The 21,176-nt window shown below is 29.9% G+C and carries 18 protein-coding genes and 1 pseudogene; 17 read left to right on the top strand and 2 right to left on the bottom strand.

The window, feature by feature from the left end:
- The first annotated feature begins 1 nt into the window (after position 1).
- The 16 genes from ACFWTK_RS07215 to ACFWTK_RS07140 all read left to right on the top strand — a co-directional run bounded on the left by ACFWTK_RS07215 (position 2) and on the right by ACFWTK_RS07140 (position 17,897).
- Positions 2 to 802: an ImmA/IrrE family metallo-endopeptidase gene (locus ACFWTK_RS07215; RefSeq protein WP_415875337.1), complete on the top strand. Its 801-nt coding sequence runs from the start codon at positions 2 to 4 to the stop codon at positions 800 to 802.
- Between the two features lies 1 nt (position 803).
- Positions 804 to 1,376, top strand: a complete 573-nt coding sequence (locus tag ACFWTK_RS07210) for a hypothetical protein (RefSeq protein WP_415875336.1) — start codon at positions 804 to 806, stop codon at positions 1,374 to 1,376.
- A gap of 21 nt (positions 1,377 to 1,397) precedes the next feature.
- A complete protein-coding gene (locus ACFWTK_RS07205) occupies positions 1,398 to 4,706 on the top strand; it encodes a DEAD/DEAH box helicase family protein (protein ID WP_415875335.1) in 3,309 nt (1,102 codons plus the stop codon).
- Positions 4,707 to 4,787: 81 nt separating this feature from the next.
- Positions 4,788 to 6,287: a type I restriction-modification system subunit M gene (locus ACFWTK_RS07200; protein WP_415875334.1), complete on the top strand. Its 1,500-nt coding sequence runs from the start codon at positions 4,788 to 4,790 to the stop codon at positions 6,285 to 6,287.
- Position 6,288: 1 nt separating this feature from the next.
- Complete coding sequence (locus ACFWTK_RS07195) at positions 6,289 to 7,470, top strand: restriction endonuclease subunit S (protein ID WP_415875333.1); 1,182 nt, start codon at positions 6,289 to 6,291, stop codon at positions 7,468 to 7,470.
- Between the two features lie 326 nt (positions 7,471 to 7,796).
- Entirely contained in the window at positions 7,797 to 9,098 is a 1,302-nt protein-coding gene (locus ACFWTK_RS07190) for a radical SAM protein (protein ID WP_415875332.1), read from the top strand.
- A 72-nt stretch (positions 9,099 to 9,170) separates the two neighbouring features.
- On the top strand, positions 9,171 to 9,359 hold the full coding sequence (locus ACFWTK_RS07185) for a bacteriocin (protein ID WP_415875331.1): 189 nt from the start codon (positions 9,171 to 9,173) through the stop codon (positions 9,357 to 9,359).
- A 299-nt stretch (positions 9,360 to 9,658) separates the two neighbouring features.
- Positions 9,659 to 10,831: a metallopeptidase TldD-related protein gene (locus ACFWTK_RS07180; protein ID WP_415875330.1), complete on the top strand. Its 1,173-nt coding sequence runs from the start codon at positions 9,659 to 9,661 to the stop codon at positions 10,829 to 10,831.
- The gene (locus ACFWTK_RS07175) at positions 10,824 to 12,026 is read left to right on the top strand and encodes a metallopeptidase TldD-related protein (RefSeq protein WP_415875329.1); all 1,203 of its coding nucleotides are present in this window, start codon (positions 10,824 to 10,826) and stop codon (positions 12,024 to 12,026) included. The genes ACFWTK_RS07180 and ACFWTK_RS07175 overlap by 8 nt, the downstream gene beginning before the upstream one ends.
- Before the next feature lie 37 nt (positions 12,027 to 12,063).
- Entirely contained in the window at positions 12,064 to 13,749 is a 1,686-nt protein-coding gene (locus ACFWTK_RS07170; protein ID WP_415875328.1) for an ABC transporter ATP-binding protein, read from the top strand.
- Positions 13,750 to 13,767: 18 nt separating this feature from the next.
- Positions 13,768 to 14,232 (top strand): hypothetical protein, encoded by a 465-nt coding sequence (locus ACFWTK_RS07165; RefSeq protein ID WP_415875327.1) that lies wholly within the window; start codon positions 13,768 to 13,770, stop codon positions 14,230 to 14,232.
- Between the two features lie 320 nt (positions 14,233 to 14,552).
- Positions 14,553 to 15,332 carry a LytR/AlgR family response regulator transcription factor gene (locus tag ACFWTK_RS07160; protein WP_415875326.1) on the top strand — a complete coding sequence of 260 codons (780 nt, stop codon included), beginning with the start codon at positions 14,553 to 14,555 and terminating at the stop codon, positions 15,330 to 15,332.
- Positions 15,325 to 16,632: a sensor histidine kinase gene (locus tag ACFWTK_RS07155; RefSeq protein WP_415875325.1), complete on the top strand. Its 1,308-nt coding sequence runs from the start codon at positions 15,325 to 15,327 to the stop codon at positions 16,630 to 16,632. The genes ACFWTK_RS07160 and ACFWTK_RS07155 overlap by 8 nt, the downstream gene beginning before the upstream one ends.
- A gap of 82 nt (positions 16,633 to 16,714) precedes the next feature.
- Positions 16,715 to 16,870 (top strand): cyclic lactone autoinducer peptide, encoded by a 156-nt coding sequence (locus ACFWTK_RS07150; protein WP_415875324.1) that lies wholly within the window; start codon positions 16,715 to 16,717, stop codon positions 16,868 to 16,870.
- Positions 16,871 to 16,873: 3 nt separating this feature from the next.
- Positions 16,874 to 17,467 carry an accessory gene regulator ArgB-like protein gene (locus ACFWTK_RS07145; RefSeq protein WP_415875323.1) on the top strand — a complete coding sequence of 198 codons (594 nt, stop codon included), beginning with the start codon at positions 16,874 to 16,876 and terminating at the stop codon, positions 17,465 to 17,467.
- A 145-nt stretch (positions 17,468 to 17,612) separates the two neighbouring features.
- Entirely contained in the window at positions 17,613 to 17,897 is a 285-nt protein-coding gene (locus ACFWTK_RS07140; protein WP_415875322.1) for a hypothetical protein, read from the top strand.
- Between the two features lie 74 nt (positions 17,898 to 17,971).
- On the opposite strand, the gene ACFWTK_RS07135 is transcribed toward ACFWTK_RS07140, so the two are convergent.
- Positions 17,972 to 18,289: a tetratricopeptide repeat protein gene (locus ACFWTK_RS07135; RefSeq protein WP_415875492.1), complete on the bottom strand. Its 318-nt coding sequence runs from the start codon at positions 18,287 to 18,289 to the stop codon at positions 17,972 to 17,974.
- A gap of 186 nt (positions 18,290 to 18,475) precedes the next feature.
- A pseudogene (locus tag ACFWTK_RS07130) lies at positions 18,476 to 19,339 on the bottom strand (polysaccharide deacetylase family protein); the annotation flags it as partial.
- A 254-nt stretch (positions 19,340 to 19,593) separates the two neighbouring features.
- Here ACFWTK_RS07130 and ACFWTK_RS07125 point away from each other — a divergent pair.
- A complete protein-coding gene (locus ACFWTK_RS07125) occupies positions 19,594 to 20,361 on the top strand; it encodes a metallophosphoesterase (protein WP_415875321.1) in 768 nt (255 codons plus the stop codon).
- Positions 20,362 to 21,176: the final 815 nt, after the last annotated feature.

The following is a 21,176-nucleotide window of genomic DNA, read 5'->3' as shown; positions in this document are numbered from 1 at the left end:
TATGAGTTTAACTAAAAGAGACTTGAAATTACCGGATGAACCTTTAAGACTAAAAATTAAAGGTCTAGCAGAAGAAGCAAGATATAAGTTTTCTAAAAAAGGAATTGTTGATATTTTTGAAATCTTAGAAGATGTAGCTTTCTTCATAAGGAAGCCTTTAGACACCTATGATATATCAGGATTTACAACCTATTTTAACAATGAGTTTGTTGTATTTTTAAATAGTAGTTTCACTTTAGGACATGAGAGATTTACAGCAGCACATGAGCTCTATCATATACTTTATAATGATGATTTATTAAGGAAAGAAAAATTACTGATGAATAATGCTGTTTATTCAGATGAAGATGAGAAGGCAAACATTTTTGCATCAGAGTTTTTAATGCCAGAGGATTATGTAAAAGAATTGTTTTATAAGTTAATTAATACTTCTAAAGATCAGTTAGAAGTTAGACATATTGTAAGATTGAACAGCACACTAAAGGTAAGTTATAAAGCTATGTTAAAAAGATTAGTTCAACTAGATTTATGTGATATTAATCTATATGATAGCTTAGCTGAATATGGATCATTAGCTAAAAAGGAAGAGTTAAGAGAAATAACAAAAACAGAAGGCTATGATATATCACTAATAATACCAAGTAATGTGTCATATGTATCAAAAGAATATCTGGAAATAGCAAAGCAAAATTATGAAAAGGGCAAGATATCATACGGCAAGATAACTGAACTTTTAGGTTTTATAAATGAAACACCTGAAAAGTATGGTTATAATGAGCCAGAAGATGATGAAATAGTGTAAAATGAAAAAGTACACAGCAGCAATTTCAGATACAGATATTCTTATAAATTTAGCTAAAGTAGATAGGTTAGATTTACTTAGTTTGTTATTTTCTAAGATAATAATACCTTTTTTTGTTTATGACTATGAGTTAAGAAAGAAAACAGGGATATACTTTTCAAGGATTGAAGCAGAGATTAAAAAAGAAAATAGTATATTTGAAATTGTAAACAGAGAAGAAGATATAGTTGTGAATAAATTGGCCACTCCAGTTATACAAGATAAAAGGAATGTGATAGGACCAGGAGAAAGTGAGTGTGCAGGTTATGCATCTGCTCTTGGAGTACCTATAATAATTTCGGATAATAAGAATGAGTTTAAGTGGCTATCAGAATATATAACACTAACACATAACAATATATTAAGCTTATGTATATACTTTAAGTTAATAAGTGTTGAAGAAGGGGAAAAAGTTTTTGATAGTATAAATTGTTTGCTATCAAGACCAACTAAATTAAGCTTTGATCAAGTATATACAAAATCATTTGAACGTTTTGATAAAAGTGGATGGAATGAGTATTTGGGAATTAAGTAAGTTAAGATGAGGGGGATATAGATGTCTAATTTTACTTTTTTAAATAAGAAATGGACAACTTTAGCAAAGTTAGGAACACAAGCAGAAAGTTATTTTCATACAGATAATAATGCATCAATGCTAAAGATGCGTATGTTTGGAGAACAAATAATAGATCATATACTTACAGCTTTGAAAGTTGAAATACCTAAATTTGCAACTCAAGATGATAAAATTAAGCTTTTAAGAGCTACAGGTATTAATGGAGCTATTCCAGACCTTTTTGACATAGTAAGACGCTATGGTAATAAGGCTAACCATGAGGGGTATGAAAATAAAAAGGATGCTTTAGAATGTTTGGTTTCTATGTATAAGGTAGCAGCATGGTTTTATATTAAAGTAACAAAGGATACTTCAATAAAACCATTAACCTTCAAAATGCCTAAGGCGGCTGAAACTAAAGCACCTGTATATAATATTGAAGATTATGCTAAAGAAAAGGAAGAGATTAAAGAAGAACACACTAAGGAAGTAAAAGAATTAAAGGAAGAAACAAAAACAGCAGTTGTAACTGAAGATGATAAAGCCGTAGAAAAAGAGGTCGAAGTTAGCTTAGACCTTAATGAAGCAGAAACTAGAAAGAAGCTAATAGATATAATGCTGAAGGATGCTGGATGGGACGTTAACAATACTGAGTTTGTTAAATTAGAGCTTCCTCTAGAGAACCATAAAGAAGCAGGCAAAAAAGGCTTTGCTGATTATGTACTGTTTAATAAAAAGGGCAAACCAGTTGCAGTGGTTGAGGCTAAAAAATCTTCTGTTGATCCTATTATAGGTCGCCAGCAGGCAGTTGAGTATGCTAATACTATTGAAAGAGATTATGGAATTCGCCCAATAGTTTTCTATACAAATGGATATGAAATATATATGTGGGATGACATGCATAGTGAGCCAAGACAGATTTGGGGATTCTATACTTTAGAAGATTTAGAGGAACTGTTCTTTAAGCATAAGTATAAGAAAAATTTAAATAAAGTTGAAATAGATAAAAATATTGCAGGCAGACCGTACCAAATAGAGGGTATTAAAAGAGTATATGAAAGATATTCTAATGGTCATAGAAAAGCTCTTTTAGTAATGGCAACAGGAACAGGAAAGACAAGAACTGTTATTGCATTAACTAAAGGTATGATGGAAGCAAACTGGGCTAAGCGAGTTTTATTCTTAGCAGATAGAGATGAGCTTGTTAGACAAGCTAAAGAGGACAAGAATAGTTTCAAAACTTTTATGCCTGAACAAATATCCTGCAGGTTTACTGGCAAAAACTCAGAAAATAGAGAAGCTACTCTTTATTTTTCAACATATCAGACTATGATTAATTATTACAGCAAGTTTAGTGTAGGTTTCTTTGATCTTGTTATTTGCGATGAGTCTCATAGAAGTATATATAAGACCTATAGAGATATATTAGAGTACTTTGATGCCCATATTATAGGGCTTACAGCAACGCCTGTAGACTTTATAGAAAGAAATACTTTTGATTTATTCAATTGTGAGACTGAAGACCCTACTTTCAATTTTTCTGTAGATCAGGCTTGGAGTCATATACCACCTTACCTTATTGAGCCAAGAGTAATTGATGCTACCACTGACTTTTTAAGAAAAGGTATAAAGTATAGTCAAATGACAGAAGAGCAAAGAAGACAGGTAGATGAAGAAGGATATGATGGTGAAGTTTTTGAGTTTGATAAAGATGCTTTAGAAAAGCAGATAACCAATAAGGACACCAATAGATATATATTAAAAACACTGATGGATAATGGGATTAAGGTAGGAGACCATTTAGGTAAGACTATTATATTTGCAAAAAATAAAGGTCACGCCAATCTTTTAGACTCCTTATTTAATGAGATGTACCCTCAATATAAAGGAAAGATGACTGCCGTTATTTATTCAGGTATTAAGGATAAGGAAATACTTATAGAGAACTTTAAAAATGAAGAATTCCCTAGAATAGCAATATCAGTAGATTTATTAGATACTGGAATAGATGTACCTGAGATAGTTAACCTGGTATTTGCAAAGCCTATTTATTCAAAGGTTAAGTTCTGGCAGATGATAGGTAGAGGAACAAGAAGGTGCGACAACTTGTTTGGAGATGGAGTAGATAAAAAAGAGTTTGCTATCTTTGATTGTTATAAAAACTTTGAATTCTTTGAAATGAATCCAAAAGGATTTGTACCAAGTCCTCAAAAAACCTCTATGCAGGTTAGATTTGAACTTATGTGCAAGCTTTTAGAAGTTTATAAGTCAAAGAATAAAGTGGATATATGTAATGCTTTTATAGAAAAGCTAAAAGCAGATATAGATGAACTTCCATCAGAGAGTATTGAAATAAAGAAGAATAGAAAGAAGATAGAGCAAGTTAAAAAAGATGAATACTGGAATCATTTAAATGAAGATTTCATTAAGAAGTTAAAATTAGAAATAGCTCCATTGATACAATGGATTGAAGCAAAGGACAATCAAGATGCTATTTTATTTGATAACTCAATTTATAGAATACTTCAATACTTTGAGACCAATGATAAGGATGGATTAGTTAGAGAAATCAATGCCACAATGGAGAAGCTAGCAAGATTAAAAACAAATATAAATCAGTTTGATGGTAAGAGAGAGCTTATAAAATCGCTATTAGAACCTTCAGGCTGGGATAATCTAAGTTATGAAAAGTTAGAACAAATAAGAATAGATTTAAGGAATTTAATGAAACATAAGGGAGCTGCAGCAGGACATTTTGTAGTAATTGATATAAAAGATACTGGAGCAGTAGTAAAAGAAATAAGTGCTGGTTCAGTGCTTTACGGGGCTAACATGGAACCTTATGAAAAAAGAGTAAAGACAGCTATCGAAGATAGATTAAAGGACCAGCTAGTAATTCATAAAATAAGAAGAGGAGAAAAACTTTCTCAAACTGAGATTGATAGCATATATTCAATATTCAGCGATGATTTTGTTTATAGTATAGATGAGCTTTCAAGTAAAACTGATATAGACAAGGAGGATATAGTTGGTATTATAAGAAAGTTTGTTGGTGTTGATGAAATAGAATTAAATAAAAGGTTTGAAGAATTCATTCAAAAGCATAATAATAAGATGAATGCTACTCAGATTAAGACTTTAGAAATAATTAAGAATGATATTGCTAAAAATAAAGGAATATCATTTGCAGCATTATTTGCAGCTCCATATACATCCTTTAATTCAAATGGAGTTGATGGTATATTTGGAAGAATGGCTGATGATGTATTTGATTTGATAGCTCCATTCAAAGTAAGTGTTATATCTTAAAAATAGAGATGCTAGCCTATAGAAATAGGCGATGACAGCGTGACACATGTTCCTAGGAATGAAATGAGGAGGACTAAAGAAATGTTAGATACAGAAGTTAAAAGCAAAATAGATAAACTATGGAATAATTTTTGGTCAGGGGGAATTTCTAACCCTCTTACTGTAATAGAGCAAATATCATATCTTTTATTTATAAAGAGATTAGATGACATAGATAATGCAAATGAAAAAAGAGCCAATAGGATAGGTAGACCATATACTTCAATTTTTCCAGAGGAATTAATGAAATGGAGTCAATTTAAGCATTTAGATGTAAATGAAATGTTTGATATAGTATCGCAAAAGGTTTTTCCATTTATAAAAAACATGGGAGGAGAGGAATCAAGCTTTACAGCTGAAATGAAGGATGCTGTATTTATGATACCTAAACCATCTTTACTTCAAGAATCAGTTAGAATTATTGATAATATAAACATGGATGATGCAGATACTAAAGGGGACTTATACGAGTATCTTCTATCAAAACTTGCAACCTCAGGTGTAAATGGACAATTTAGAACACCAAGACACATTATAAGAATGATGGTTGAGCTTATGGATCCATCAGCTGAAGATAAGATATGTGACCCAGCATGTGGTACTGCTGGTTTCTTAATCAATTCATTAGAATATATACTTGAAAAATATACAAGACCTGAAAGTGTATTTACTGATGAAGAAGGACATCTTCATAATAGAATTGGTGACATGATGAGTAATGAGGAATGGGAGCATTTTAGAACAGAAATGTTCTATGGCTTTGACTTTGACCCATCAATGGTTAGAATAGCTTCAATGAACCTTATGCTTCATAGTATAGATAATCCCAATGTTAGACAAATGGATTCACTCTCAAAGAGATATGAAGAAGAAAATAAATATACTCTAGTATTAGCAAATCCTCCTTTTAAGGGAAGTATAGATAAAGAGGATATAAATCCAACTCTTGCAAAGGGAGCTAAAACTACTAAAACTGAATTACTATTTATGAAACTTATAAACAGAATATTAGATTTAGGTGGAAGATGTGCTGTTATAGTTCCAGACGGAGTTTTATTTGGATCAACAAAGGCACATAAGGATATAAGAAAAAGTTTAGTAGAAGAAAATGCACTTGAAGGTGTAATATCCATGCCTTCAGGAGTATTTAGGCCATATGCAGGAGTATCAACAGCTATACTTATTTTCACTAAAGGTGGAGAAACAAATAAAGTATGGTTTTATGATATGCAAAGTGATGGATACTCGTTGGATGATAAGAGAAATAAGCTTGATAATGATGGAGATATTCCAGATATAATTGAAAAGTGGAAAGCTGTAAAGAAGGATAATTCTTTAGAACCTACTAAAGAAGATAAGTGGTTCTGGGTAGATAAAGAAGAGATTGCCAACAATGACTATGATCTTTCTATAAATAAGTATAAGGAAATAGAATATGAAGAAGTGGTATATGAAAAACCAGAGGTTATATTGGCTGAGATTGAAGATTTAGAAAGGTCAATTTTGGAAGATATAGCTGCGATAAAGGGAATGGTGAAATAGCATGTCATCAAAAGAATGTACGTTATGTAAATTAAGAGATATTGTAAAACTACAAAATGGTTATGCTTTTAAAAGTAAAGAGTTTATGGAAAATGAAGTTCCTATAATAAGAATTAATAATTTACAAGATAACAATGTAGTAATTGATAAAAAAATATGTTATCCAAAAAAGTTTTTGCAAAATAATAGACAATATGAAGTGAAAAAAAATGATATACTTATATCTATGTCAGGAAGTATTGGTAAAATAGCTAAGTATACAAATAAAACACCAGCCTTATTAAATCAACGTGTAGGTAAATTTGAAATACTAAAAGAAAATAATTTAAACGTAGAGTATTTGTTTTATTTTTTAAGGTCTGATAGATTTCAAAGAGCTGTAATTAAAGATGCAAATGGATGTGTTGTAAGGAATATTAGTGCAAATAGTATATTAGAGTGTGATATACCTATGCCATCATTAGAAACTCAAAATAGAATAGCTCAGGTTTTAGAAAAGTCTGAGAAAATTATAGAAAAGAGAAAAGAAGCTATTAGGTTGTTGGATGAATTAGTTAAATCGAAATTTATTGAGATGTTTGGTGATCCAATTAAAAATCCAAAGCGATTGTCAAAAGTAGAATTAGGAAAGCTTGGAGACTGGAAAACAGGCGGAACACCATCACGGTCTAATAGTGAGTTTTATAATGGTAATATTCCGTGGTTATCATCTGGTGAATTAAATAATATCTATTGTTTTGGCAGTAATGAAATGATAACAGAAAGAGCTATAAAAGAGTCAGCAGCTAAAATAATAGAAAGAGGAAGTCTTTTATTAGGAATGTATGATACTGCAGCATTAAAATCAACTATAAATATGATTGAATGTAGTTGTAATCAAGCAATTGCCTATGCAAAATTAGATAAGAACTTGGCAAATACAATTTTTGTATACTATTGTATTCAGATAGGCAAAAACTTTTATAAGAGTCGGCAAAGAGGTGTGAGACAGAAAAATTTGAATTTATCTATGATTAAAGAATTAGAAATATTAATGCCTGATTTAGAACTTCAAAATCAGTTTGAGAATTTTGTCAGACAAGTAGATAAATTGAAATTTAAAATGGAAGAGAGTTTGAAAAAATTAGAAAGTAATTTTAATTTACTAATCCAGAGAGCATTTAATGGTGAGTTGTTTAATTAAAATATAAAAATGGCTAGTTACAATTTATAATACATCAAGTGCCATCAATAATTTAATACTGTTACATCCTTGCAAAGTAGGTTTTGATTTTATGGAGGTTTTCCGTATGTTAAAGCCTACTTTATTTTTATAGGGATTTAGCATATTTTTAACCGTCCATTCTTTATCTGCCTGTCAGCATTTGAATAGACAAAAGGCATCGTAGAGAAAAAATTACATGCAGCATTGGAAAAATTACATAATGATTTTGGTAAAAGATATTTATGGTACATTTTATATATACAAAAGGAGTAAATAAGTTACTAAATAGGAGAAAGGAGTAAGAAATGTATCCTAAGTTAAAAGAATACTCATTTGTAAAGAAAGTTCCTGAAAAAGATGCAAATATTTTTACCTATATACAAGGCATGGATAGAAAAATAATAACAATTAATGAAAGTGCTAGTAATATATTAGGGCTTTGTGATGGTACGCACTCCATTGAAGATATAGCTAAAACCTTGAGTGAAGAATACGATGACGAAATATGTGAAATAGAGAAAAATGTAAGCAATTTTATTCAACCATTTATTGATGCAGGAATTATTGAAGATTCTAAGACGAGTGAACCAATGCATGATATAGTTAGAGGCTCAGCCGAAGCATATTTACCTAATTCAGTATGTTGGGAAATAACAGATTATTGTCCGTTAGATTGTAGACATTGTTATATTCCCAAAAAAAATAATCACGTTTTAGAAAAAGATGAAATTGAAAAAATACTTGATGAAATTAAACATATGGGTGCATATCAGGTTCAATTAACAGGTGGTGAGGCATTAACTAATCCTGAATTCGGATATATTTTAAAAAGACTTACAGATATGAAATTGCTTGTTAGTGTTTCTACTAGTGGGTTTTACTCAAATGATAAGATATGGAATGATTTAGAAAACCTAAAATCTAATCCGCTCAATATCATTAGAATAAGTCTTGATGGAAATGAAAGTACACATAACTATATTCGAAGAAATGAAAATGCATATTACAATGCAATTAAGTTTATTGAGAAAGCGGTTGAAAGAGGATTAAATTGTCAAATAGGAACTTGTTTGATAGATCAGACACCGAGTGAACTTGAGGATATGATTAAGCTAGTTAAAAACATAGGAGTAAAAGATGTTGAAATAGGAAGGGTTAGTGAACAGGGAAATGCGAAAAAGAATAATTTAAGCACATCTTGGTCAGAATCCACATACCAAGAGTTTCTTCAAAACATGAAACAAAAGTACGAGAATTCAGATTTCAAAATTAGACAGGTAGGAAAGTTAGAAAGAAGGAATTGTGGAGCGGGATATTTGTCATGTAGAATCAAACCGAATATGGATATAACACCTTGTCCAATGATAGAGATTATAATGGGAAATCTGAATTTTGAGTCCATAGATAATATAATGAAAAGATCAGGAAAGTATTTCTGTATGCTGGAGACGCCTCAAGAAAAATTTTGCTCCAAGTGTGAAAAACAAGAAGATTGTAAAGATTGTACAGCAAAAGGATACAACAATAAAGATAAAGTCCAAAGTTGTTTATGGTATGAAAAATCAAAAAATTATTTGAATATGTATGATTATGCTGAAAACTTTTAGATAGAAATTCAAAATTTTCTATCTAACAGATAAAATATAGTTTTCAGAATATGATGAAAGGGGGAAATGCATATGAAAAAGGAAGAAAAGAACATGAAAAAGATGGAGGTACCACAGATTACAAATGCTAATTTAGCAGTTTGTGGAGCTAGCATTTTTGCAGGTCTTGCAATGCTTGGCTTGGAAACTGGAACTGCTGTAATTTGTGAAATACCTATGTGTATTGACATCATGGGAAGTGGAACTGTAGCTGCAATTTAATTATTGCTTTATATTGCAAACATAGCATGGGGAGTTTAACCCATGCTATTGTTTATATTAAGATGTTGGGAGCAAAAGCTTATCTTGTAAGTATTAAATGGTAAATTTGTATAAGAGAATTTGTCTGCACTCCCTTACACAAATTATTCAGATGATCTTTTAATAATGAAATTATGTTCAGCAAAGTTCCTTTTGTGCAATTTACCAGAGAGACCATGTTGCAAAAAGTTTTTTGCTTCTAACATCAATATAATGGCTTAGTTGATAACTGGGTATCTTAATATAAGGGAGTGAAAAAATTGATCTATGAGCAAAGCATTCATTGGACAAAAACAAATTATGTAAAAGATAGATTTTGGTATGAGTTAAAATGGATGTCGGGTAAGAGAGAAGAAGATAATCATGAAATTAAATTAAAAACAGGGAGAAATTTATTTGACAAAATTGAGTTAACAATAAATAACAAAAGAATGAATGAATTAAAAAGTTATTTTGACTTAATAAAAAAAGATGTAAAAAAGGCAGGCTTAGATTTCGATGCTATTATCTATTTACATAATGAAATTGTATTGATTAATAAAGAAAAAAGAGATAATCGTTCCTTTGGGTTTATTAGGCTAATAATAAAAAAAGAAGGAACTACAATATGTACAGAAGATATACCAATTTGCACAGAGACCTTATTAAGTTTAGAAGATGTGGTTAAGTGCAGCATTATGAATTGCTGTAAAAAGTATCATCACATTGGGATTAGAGGCGAAAAGCGAAGATTTAAAAAAATGCCCCATGTTTTATCTGCCAAGGCAGCAGGGTTTTTTATACATGAAATAATAGGTCATTTACTGGAAGCTGATTATTATTCTTATTTTAAAGATAGATATAAAGGAATGAAAATTGCACCCCATCTTACTGTTATAGACTCTGCAAAAGATGTTGAAAATGTTGCTGGAATTGGTGAATATGATGATGTTGGCAATAAGATGAAATCTATTACATTGATTCAGAATGGTGTGATTAACAATGTAATGTCAGTAGATAAGCATAATAGTTTTGATAATGAAGTTTATGGCTTTGCAAGAAGGTCATCATTTAAAGATCCAATAATGCCAAGAATGAGAAATACATATATTCAGCCCTGTCAAGATATGTATAAGCAAGATATATTAAATCAATATAAAGAAGCTGTACTAATTGAAGAAACCAACTTAGGTGTAGTTGATTATTATTCAGGTGAATTTAAGTTATACGGAAATGGCTTTATAGTAAGGGAGGGAATACTTCAAAATTTTCTGGGCGAACTTTGTGTTTATGGCAATATTAAAAGAGATATTTCTATGATTGAATATATAGGAAAAGATTTTAAACTTTATGGCGGATATTGTGGAAAAATGGGACAAAGTGTTCATGTTGGCTTTGGAGGACCTACCATCAGTTTATTGGAGATGACTTCGGAAGGTGTAATATATGGATGAGGATAAAAGAGTTGAAAATGAACTAAAAAGAAATGGAATATCAAAATACAAAATAATACATGTAATAACCAAAAGTTTATCTTATCTATACAAATATGGAGAAAGAAAACATGAGGAAAGTTATGAAGATAAAATTGAAGTCAAATTCAAATATAAAAATAAAGTAGGAGGGTTTAGCATCTCCTCATGTCAGCCGGATGATGTTATTGCTAGGATTGTTAATGATAGCATAACAAAGGTTTATAATATGCCTGTAGAATGGGATGAAAGAAGCATAAGTCAATATTATGTAGATAATTTTAGGAAACAGATGTTTGATAGCTGCAGCAAAGTAAATTGTATAAAATGGTTGGAAAAAGAAATAACAAAAATTGAATGTGGAATAAATAAGAGCACAGCATTGTTTTACAAGACAGAATTGTCAAAGTGTTCGTTGAGAACAAACGAAAATTATTTAGAGGAATATTTAACTGATGCTCATTTAACTTGTATTGTTGACAAAAGAAAAGTAGAGGTTAGTGACAGTTGGCTGTTTATTGATTTTGCGGATACAGTCTTAAGACAGTTAAAAAAGCCGCAGCTTACCTATAAAAATTTAGATAATAATAAAAAGCTGTTATTAAAAGGAAAGGCGGTTTCGCAATTTATTAATAAATATATTTTAATGTATTATGCTTCATATGTTTATGAAGGAAATTCTTTTATAAAGGTAGAAGATTTAGGAAATAAGCTGTTAGAAAAGGATATTGATATAATTGTTCTTCCTTATGAAAAAGTTTATTTTGACGGGGAAGGCTGTAGAATGAAAATAAAGGAGATTCTTAAATCTGGTAGATTGAAAAACTTGTTAAGCAATAGTCTTTATTCCATGTATATGGGAATTGAGTCATATGGAAATTCTGATATGAACAACCCTTACTTAATAAAACACCAACGAATTGTTTTTATGGTTAACACAACATGCGTAGATGCAGATAAAGGAGCAGCAGTTTTAAGTGAATTTCAACAACTAAATATAAATTTAAAAAATAATGAAGTGATAGGAACAGCAATAATGGAAGAAAAAGATGGTAAATATTTAACGGTTGTTAATTTTAAGATTGATGATTTCTTAAATAAATTAAATAGTAGAAGTAATTCGTATGGCTGGCACGAAAATGTGTTTTGTCCAGATGTTTTTTATGATTGTTCATAAATAGAATTAAGTACATAACATATAAGGAGGAAAAGGTATGGGTAAATTAACCAGCCTTTTGAGGTTGAAACCGATTATAAAAAAATATCGTCTGTTATTGTTATTTTCAGTTATAGGAATGATTGTGTCATCAATTGTTATGCTTCCAGTACCTTATTTTATTGGAAAAGTATTGGACAATATTTCTATATATGGTCAAGGCATAAAAGGGGTTATGAAATATATAGTAGTTATTGCAGTTTTATATGCATTGGACTACATTATTTCACTGACTTCTGGTTATTTTACAACTAAATTCAACACATTAATTACTAATGATCTTAGATATACAATGATAGATAAAATTACTAACTTACCTATGAGTTATTTGAGTAATGTTGAAAAAGGATATTTACAGGGAAGAATTTCGGAAAGTGAATCAATTGTTAACTTGTTATCCATTAATTTTATGTCAACAGTAACAACAGTAGTAAATGCCGCTCTGTCAATTGGAACAATGTTCGCAATCAATTATAAGTTGGCTTTAGTTGTTTTGGCTATGGGACCTATTTCATTCTTTTTAGCTAGACTTTCAAATAGAGCCATTAATGAGACAACAAAGAAGATGCTTGAAGTAAATGCAAAGGTTAATGCAGATTGTTTTGAAATATTAGACGGAGTTGAAGATATAAAATTGTTAAATGGGATAAAGTCGAGTACTAATAAATTCAAAAATAAATTATCAGAATCTACAGATACAATTATTCGGCAAAATAGAGTATCACAATTTGTTCAACAAAGTATTGCTACCATAAATAATTTAGAAACCTTATTAATATTGATATTTGCAAGTATTTTGATTATTAATAATGCATTTACAGTTGGATTATATACAACTTTTACATTGTATTCAAATAGAATATTTGCTGCAGCACGTCAGTTATCCAGTATTAAGCCAACTTTGAAAAGAGTTTGTATGAGTATAGAAAGAATATATGAAATTCTAGATATGGATGAAGAAAATAGTGGAAGAGAGAAAAAAATTGAAGAAAAAATTAATTCTATAAAAGCAGAGGGAGTATCTTTTTCTTATTCGCAAAAGGATAAAAATGTACTAAATAATATAGATTTTGAAATTGGAGAAGGAGAAAAAGTAATCATAAGTGGTGAAAATGGTGCAGGAAAGTCTACTTTAATTAAAATTTTGATGGGATTATATGAGCCAACTAACGGAAGAATACTTATTAATAATATGGATATCGGCATATTAAATAGAAATAGTTTGAGGGAACACATAGGTTTAGTTTCACAAAATATATTCTTGTTTAGAGGAACTGTTTTGGATAATATTTTGTTTGGTCAGAAAGGGAAAAATAGAGAGGATGTTGAAAGACTGATAAAGGAATTGCAGCTAGAAAAATATATTGAAAAACTGCCTCATGGATTAGATACTATTATTGTTCAAAATAGAAATGGAGTTTCTGGAGGACAAGCTCAAATTATAGCTTTTATTCGAGCTATGCTTATGAAAAAGGATATTATAATATTGGATGAGCCCATTGCAAATGTAGATTATGAAACAAGAATGTTAATGATGGATGCTATAAAAAATAAAACATATAATGGTATTGTTATTCTTATTTCCCATCATACCGATGGTATGGAGTTTATTGAAAAGGTAATAAATATTGATAGCATGGGAGATTGGAAAAGAAATAGTATGCTTGAAAAAGCATACAATTAGAATTGGAGGTAAATTCGTTTGAAATTAAATGAATGGTGTAATAAGTGTGGAATTACAAAGGAAGAACTTACAAAATTGAGTGGAGTACCAAATGATGTTTTAGAAAGATATGATTGTGAGAAATTGCATATGATGAGCGCAATTTATTTATTCAAGTTATCTTTAGTATTGGGGTTGGAAGATGGAAAAGGATATGAACTAATAGATGATACTTTGAAGCAGCAGGCAATTAAGGAGGTTAAAGCTAACTTTATACATGAGCTAGCTAAAACAGAAATAGAGGATTGTATTGCTGCTGAATATGTTGGAGAATACGAGTGTATATATGATTTTTGTGTATCTAAAGTAGAAAAGGATGATTATAAGAAAATCATAGAATATAGATATCCGATGTTATTAAGGATAATGAGTTTTAGTGAAGTACAAGAAGCTGTTAAAGATAAGATAGGAAAATTGTTAAATGATAAGTGGAAAATGATCTGAATATAATATTAGTTCTGAAGTGCTTCAAAGCAATGTATGGGTGTTACTTGCTTTGAAGCATTTTTTACAAGTTAATCCGACATTTTTACATAAAAAAGTTTTTTATTATACACATGATAAAATAGAAAATGAGAAAATTTAGATTTATGGTATAATCAATATATGGTTTCCAATCATGGAAAAATGTAGAAAAACGTCTTGAACTTGAAAAAACTATTCTAGACGGTTTTTTCATGTGGCTAAAAAGCTGTAAGACATTGCCTAAAACGAATTTGCGCATAAATAGATATATAATTATTAGTATTTTGGATAAGGAAACTATGGCAATTTTGTTAAAGCGTCTTAGAGAAGTACAGAAAGAGGGGATTAAATTGTTAAATATAGCAATTTGTGATGACGATTTAATATTTGCTTCAAAGATTGAAACCATGCTGTTAGAAATTTCTAAAAAGAGACTTCTAGAAATGCATATAGAGGTATATTTCGATGGAAGCGAGTTATGGAATGACATTTCTAGGGGAGATACATATGAACTTTTGTACTTAGATATTGAAATGGAAAAGTTAAATGGTATAGATGTTGCAAAGAAGATCAGAGAAAATGATACTAATGCAATCATTATTTATATTTCAAATTATGAAAATTATTTTATTGAACTTTTTGAAGTGGAACCCTTCCGTTTTATTAAGAAACCAGTAGATGAAAAGATATTTTCCAATTATTTTGATAAAGCATATGAGAGAATGTTACAAGATGAGGCTTATTTTGAGTACAGATTTAATAAAGTATCTTATAAGATATTAACAAAAAATATTATTTATTTCGAAAGTTCAGGAAGACTTATTAATGTCAAATATAAAGATGGTGAGGGCAAGTTTTATGGAAAATTAAGTACAATTGAAAAACAATTACAGAATGGGAAGATTCCTTTTTTAAGAATACATCAATCTTTTCTTGTTAATTATAGGTTTGTAAGTAAGATTAGTTTTTCAAATGTGATATTATTTGATGGAACAGAACTACAGATAAGTGAGGATAGGCAGAAAATGATAAGGGCAAAATATAATGAATTGCTGGGGGGAGAGTTTTTTGATGAATGAAATGTTATTTTATTTGATTTCCGCATGCTTATTTTTTGCTATTTTTAGAGAATCAATGGGCATATTCTTTGTGAAAAAGAATGTGCCTTATTTCTTTTCGTTTTTTGTTTGGCTTATATTCTTTGGGATTGATATTTTATGTATAAAATATATTGCACAACCGATTATACTTTTGGCATGGGAGATAGTCAGTAGTTTTTGTCTTTGTATGCTCTTATATTGGGGAAGTATAAGAAAAAAGATAATATGGATAGTTATTGTCAATTTAATGGGAATGATTACTGAAATGATTGGTGCTTATATATTTATTTTTATGGATATACAGTTTAAACAATCAAATATATTGGGTTCTTTTATATCTAAAATTATTTTGTTGATTCTATTAATGATTATAAAGCTTTTTATTCACACGAGATTAAAACGTGATATACCGCTTTCTTACTGGTTTGTATTGTTTTTCATACCTCTGGGAAGTATATTTGTATTAAATACATTGTTTTTTTTGAGCGAGTATTCATATAATAAAAATGCCTCTGTTCTATCCATGTTTTCTTCTGCATTTATTCTGGGAGTTAATTTTATTGTACTTTCTTTATATGAAAATTTATCAGATCGATTTGAAATTCAAAAGCAGCAGATAATTTTTAACAAACAAATAGAGTTGTGCAAAAATCAAATCCATGAAAGAGAAGAATCAAACCTTAATATAAGAAATATAAAACATGATATTGAAAATCACTTAATCTGTATTCGGGAATGCGTAGAGAGGGAGGATTTAGAATCTGCCAAAAGGTATATTGATGATTTATTGAAAGGTGAAGATTATTTTAAGACAGACACAAGTATAGATAGTGGAAATATTGTGATTGATGCATTATTAAATTATAAAAACAGTATTATGAAACAATCGGGAATAAAAATGTTTACACATATTGAAATACCATATGATTTAAAATTTAATGATGCGGATATTTGTGTAATCTTAGGAAATTGTCTTGATAATTCCATAGAAGCTGTTTGCAAGATAGATGATGAAAGTATGAGAGTTATTAATGTTGAAATTATATACAGAAAGGGGATTTTATTAATAAAAATATCTAATCCATATACTGGAGCCTTAAGAAAGGATAAACAAGGTAATTATGTGACAACAAAGACAGATGCAGAGAATCATGGCATTGGACTGAATTCTGTAAAGAAGGCAGTAAAAAAGTATGATGGGCTTGTTAGTATCTTAACTGATAATAATATTTTTACGGTTCAAATTTTGATGTATTCTTCAGGCAAAAATTACATATAAACCCGTATTTTTTACATGGTAATATCTTTCATATAAAAAAATAGTTAGAATTAAAATATAAAAAGTAAAAGGAGGAATTATCATGAGGAAAATCAAAGAATTTTTAGGAAAAAATATAACTGGGATAATGTCAACTTTTGCATTAGCTTTTGCAGTAGTTTCTACACAGGGAATATGTTTTTATATTTTCCACCAACCTAAAATGCCAGAAGAAGTACTTAAATTGAATGAAAAGTAGAATATGGAAAAACTCTCGAGTATTTTAACATCATATTTAATTCGAAAAAATATAATTACTACAGAGCAAAGTTGCATTTATCAGTATGGATTTCATATTGGTTTAGAGGTCTGTCTAAATACAATTATTAGTATTTTGATTGCAGTTCTATGTCATATGGAATGGGAAGCAGTAGTTTTCTTTGCTGTATTTATGTTGCTGCGTGCATATGCTGGTGGATTACACTTAAATACATATATCAGCTGTTTAATAAGTTCATGCATATCACTTCTGGTATTACTGCTTATTGTAAAATATATTGATATTGATAATTCACTTTCGCTAGGGATTATGTGCATTTCACTACTTTTGGTAAAATTTTTGTCACCAGTTCAAGATATTAACAGACCATTGACTCCGGATGAAATTAAGAAGTTTGATAAAAAATTGAATTATTCTATTGTCGGAATAGTGATTTTGGCAGTTACATTTTATTTTTTTCAATTGGATAAATTATTAATGATGATTTCTGTAACAACATTATTTATGGTATGCGTTCTAATTCTAGGTAAATTTAACTATGAAAAATGTGTCAGAAAAAGCAGGCGGAGTAATTAGGACAACTATAAGGTTCTACTTGTAGTTGTCCTTTTCTGCGTAAAAGTGAGGTGAGGTTAAAATTATTAGAATGTGCTATATTGGAAGTAGTTTGCCACCATATTTAGAGAAAGAATATAATGTTATGTGTGTACAAAGGGATAATATGGAACAGTTGGAAAAGTGTGATTTGTTGATTTTAGAAATGAAGAAAGAGGAACTGAATGAGATTTTAAAGTGGGTTTTCTACTTGGATTGTAGAAAGAAAATACCAATATTAGCAATAACCAATAAGTATAGCAATACAGAAAAGTTGCTGCTTAGTAAATTTGGAATAATGGATTATGTAGATGAGCAGTGTGGAGTACAGGAAATTCAGCATAAATTGGATAGTATGATACGGAGAATTAACTGGAAAAGGCAAATAAATGAGAAACATGACATTACTTAATGACGATTAATGTAAAAGAGCTGTTGACAAAATATGTTTATCAACAGCCCGAAGCACCATATATTCACTATTTTCTATTTAACTAATTCCATGAATTCTTTGCTATTTCTCACATTATCAAAGTCTTTTTCTTTTTTAGCTTCTTCTTTTACGCTTTCCTGCATATCTATAGCTATTTTTAAGTATTTAACAGTATTAGCAACATCTCCACGTCTTCCATATATGCTGGCTTTGCCATAATAACTCCATACGTATTTTTCAACTTCTAAAGCTTTATCATACCAGCTTAGAGCTTCATCATAATGGCCGTATAACTCATAGGCTAGAGCCTTATTAAATCTTCCATATCCATAGTTTGGATTTATGTTTAAGGCTTTATCTATATTCTTCATGCCTTCTTCGAAATTATTAGAAAAGCATTGACTTATGCCTTTTATATTATAAGCCTTAAAAAAACTGGGATTTTCCTTTATAATCTCATCTGATACTTTTATTGCTTCTTCGTACTTATGATCGAAAAATGCAGCGTAAGCTTTGCTGTATTTATCTTCAAGAGTAGGTGAAGCTTTTATAATTTTATTAAAGTCATAATCAGGAGTGGTTATCCTGTATACAAATGTATCTAAGTTATGAGAACTGCTTATAAAAACTCTATCCAAAGTTAAAATTCCATCAGATTTATCAGACCATCTGCCATCTGTGGTAAGGGCTAATTTATACCCAGCATTTTTTGCGGCCTTTACAGTATTTTCATTATGTTTTCCATAAGGATAAGCTATATATTTAATCTTTTTGTTTAAAAGCTTTTCAAGAGTTTCTTTTGAACTTTTAAGTGTTGCAAGCTGTTTTTCATAAGAAAGAGTACTTAAATCTTCATGATTTGCAGTGTGGCTTTCAACATCAAGTCCGTTTTTATCTAATTCCTTTATTTGAGAAGTAGTTAAATATTCATCCTTACCTATATAGTTGGCTATAACAAAAACAGTAGCTTTAAATCCATATTTTTTTAATATTGGGTAAGCTGTTTCATAGTTATCCTTATAACCATCATCAAATGTAAGAACTACAGATTTTTCTGGAACTGGAGTATTTTTTTCCATAAAATCATATAATTCATCTAAAGACAAAGTCGTATAACCATTGTCCTTTAAATATTTCATCTGAGCTTCAAAATCTTCTTTAGGAATCCTAACTGCATTATCCTTTTCGTATTTTATTGAATGATACATAATAACAGGAATACCCTTGTCATTATATTTTAAAGCTGTTACTTCAGTTTTAGGCAATGAATAAGCTGATTTATCATTAGATTTAATAGAGGTGCTCTTATTTTCATCATGAGAAACAGAAGAATTGTTATTTTTTAATGTTTGTTTTGCAGCGCATCCATTTAGGGAAAACACGAGTATAAGTGCGGCTAATAGATAAAGTATTTTCTTCATAAGATTAGTTTCCTCCAAAGTAAAAAAATATATGTTTTAAGTATACATGGATTATATAGCGTTTTCAATATAAAGGTTGCAAATTCAGCTGGTTTCCTATTTTGATCAATTATGATAATATATGATAGTAATAATTTGTTGAAGGAGAGATTAAAATTAGAAAGATAAATTACATTAGATTAAAACCTAGTATAATTAAACATAAATTTTATATAATTATTATTACTGCACTTGTTTTATCAATATTTATATACGTGCAGAATAATTATATTACAGTAACAAATACAGAGGTTACATCAAAGAAAATACCTGATGAGTTTAATAACTTTAAAATAGCTCATCTATCTGATTTACATAATAAGTCCTTTGGGAAAGGGCAAAAAAAATTAGTAAAAAGGATAAAGGATATTAATCCAGATATAGTAGTGATTACAGGAGACATTATTGACAGCAGACGTTATAATGAGAAGCCAAGTTTAGAATTAGTAAAAGGACTTAGCGGCATATGCGAAGTTTACTATGTCCCAGGAAATCATGAAATAAGGACAGGCAAATTGGAAGAATTAGAAAAAAAGTTAAGAGCAAATGGGGCTGTAGTATTGAGGAATGAAAGCAAAATTATAAAGAAAGAAAATGGTGAGATATTGATTGCAGGAGTTGACGACCCCAGCATATCCCCTAAAAATGAGAGTGATTTTATAGATTATGAAATAAGTAAAGCTATAGAAAATAATGAAGATAAGTATAAAATTCTTCTATCTCATAGACCAGAAAAGTTCCCTGTTTATATTAAAAACAATATAGATTTAACCTTTACAGGACATGCTCACGGAGGACAAATTAGATTACCATTTATAGGAGGAGTTATAGCTCCTCATCAAGGCTGGTTTCCCAAGTATACAGAAGGAAAGCATGAAAGTGGGAATTCTATAATGATTATCAGCAGAGGGCTTGGAAACAGCCTAGCACCAGTTAGAATATTCAATAGACCAGAGATCGTTGTAACAACGCTTAAGAAATAAATTGCGACGCAATTTATTTTAGTGGAGAAGTGGAGAAAAAGGCAGTTTAGGGAGTGTAGAAAGTTTAGGTGCTTCGCTGAGTTTAGGGAGTTTAGCCGCTGCGCTAAGTTTAGAAAGTAAGGAAATAATTAAGCAGAGCTTAATTATAATCCGCCATTGCTAGCAAGCTGCAATGAACGTAATAGAACCTACGATTCTAAATTGTAGTTTTGCCTGCGGCAAGACATCCATAACTTTTCACATGAATTGGTGATGTATTTTGTTAAAAAGATTGTCCATATTTTCTAAACTCAGCGCCCTAGCGCCTACACTCGCTAAACTCCCTAAACTTCTCCACTACTCCACTTCTCCACTTGTCTTTATTTATCTCATCTAAAAATTGCAGTACATTGATGAGATATTTGGACACCACCTATGGAATTTGCATTGTAGAAAGCATTGAACAAGCATTAGAAGCTCTTTATTTCTGGAGTTAAAGCACCGTAAGAACCTTCTATTGTTTGAGCGGCAGCGGGTTTAGAAGGTTTAGGGGCTTTAAATCCAGAAATATTAGAGCTTTTTTGCGAAGTGAAGCTTTCCTAAATGCAAATTCCATAGGTGATGTTCCATATAATAAATTGTGTCGCATTTTTCTTACAGGCTGATTATAAATTAAAATGGATGGGAATATTAAGTGGGTAAGTATGAATATATTAATAAGGTGATTTAAAAATATGTAAACGTAATAAACGTTTGTCCTGTTACTTGAATTCATTGAATAAATGGATTAAAATCTTCGTAAAGACAAATATAATTATTTTATTAATAAGGGAGGG

It is taken from the genome of Clostridium sp. (assembly GCF_047777555.1).
Classification (GTDB): domain Bacteria; phylum Bacillota; class Clostridia; order Clostridiales; family Clostridiaceae; genus Clostridium_H.
Note: the sequence above shows the minus strand (reverse complement) of the source record. Positions and strands in the feature narration are given on the sequence as shown.

Excerpts from the sequence above, each read along its gene's own strand:
- ACFWTK_RS07140 (WP_415875322.1), top strand. The coding sequence starts at position 17,613 with ATGGAACAGTTGGAAAAGTGTGATTTGTTGATTTTAGAAATGAAGAAA.
- ACFWTK_RS07190 (WP_415875332.1), top strand. The coding sequence starts at position 7,797 with ATGTATCCTAAGTTAAAAGAATACTCATTTGTAAAGAAAGTTCCTGAA.
- ACFWTK_RS07145 (WP_415875323.1), top strand. The coding sequence starts at position 16,874 with ATGGAAAAACTCTCGAGTATTTTAACATCATATTTAATTCGAAAAAAT.
- ACFWTK_RS07185 (WP_415875331.1), top strand. The coding sequence starts at position 9,171 with ATGAAAAAGGAAGAAAAGAACATGAAAAAGATGGAGGTACCACAGATT.
- ACFWTK_RS07150 (WP_415875324.1), top strand. The coding sequence starts at position 16,715 with ATGAGGAAAATCAAAGAATTTTTAGGAAAAAATATAACTGGGATAATG.
- ACFWTK_RS07215 (WP_415875337.1), top strand. The coding sequence starts at position 2 with ATGAGTTTAACTAAAAGAGACTTGAAATTACCGGATGAACCTTTAAGA.
- ACFWTK_RS07210 (WP_415875336.1), top strand. The coding sequence starts at position 804 with ATGAAAAAGTACACAGCAGCAATTTCAGATACAGATATTCTTATAAAT.
- ACFWTK_RS07160 (WP_415875326.1), top strand. The coding sequence starts at position 14,553 with ATGGCAATTTTGTTAAAGCGTCTTAGAGAAGTACAGAAAGAGGGGATT.
- ACFWTK_RS07155 (WP_415875325.1), top strand. The coding sequence starts at position 15,325 with ATGAATGAAATGTTATTTTATTTGATTTCCGCATGCTTATTTTTTGCT.
- ACFWTK_RS07135 (WP_415875492.1), bottom strand. The coding sequence starts at position 18,289 with ATGAAGAATATAGATAAAGCCTTAAACATAAATCCAAACTATGGATAT.
- ACFWTK_RS07205 (WP_415875335.1), top strand. The coding sequence starts at position 1,398 with ATGTCTAATTTTACTTTTTTAAATAAGAAATGGACAACTTTAGCAAAG.
- ACFWTK_RS07195 (WP_415875333.1), top strand. The coding sequence starts at position 6,289 with ATGTCATCAAAAGAATGTACGTTATGTAAATTAAGAGATATTGTAAAA.
- ACFWTK_RS07175 (WP_415875329.1), top strand. The coding sequence starts at position 10,824 with ATGGATGAGGATAAAAGAGTTGAAAATGAACTAAAAAGAAATGGAATA.
- ACFWTK_RS07200 (WP_415875334.1), top strand. The coding sequence starts at position 4,788 with ATGTTAGATACAGAAGTTAAAAGCAAAATAGATAAACTATGGAATAAT.
- ACFWTK_RS07170 (WP_415875328.1), top strand. The coding sequence starts at position 12,064 with ATGGGTAAATTAACCAGCCTTTTGAGGTTGAAACCGATTATAAAAAAA.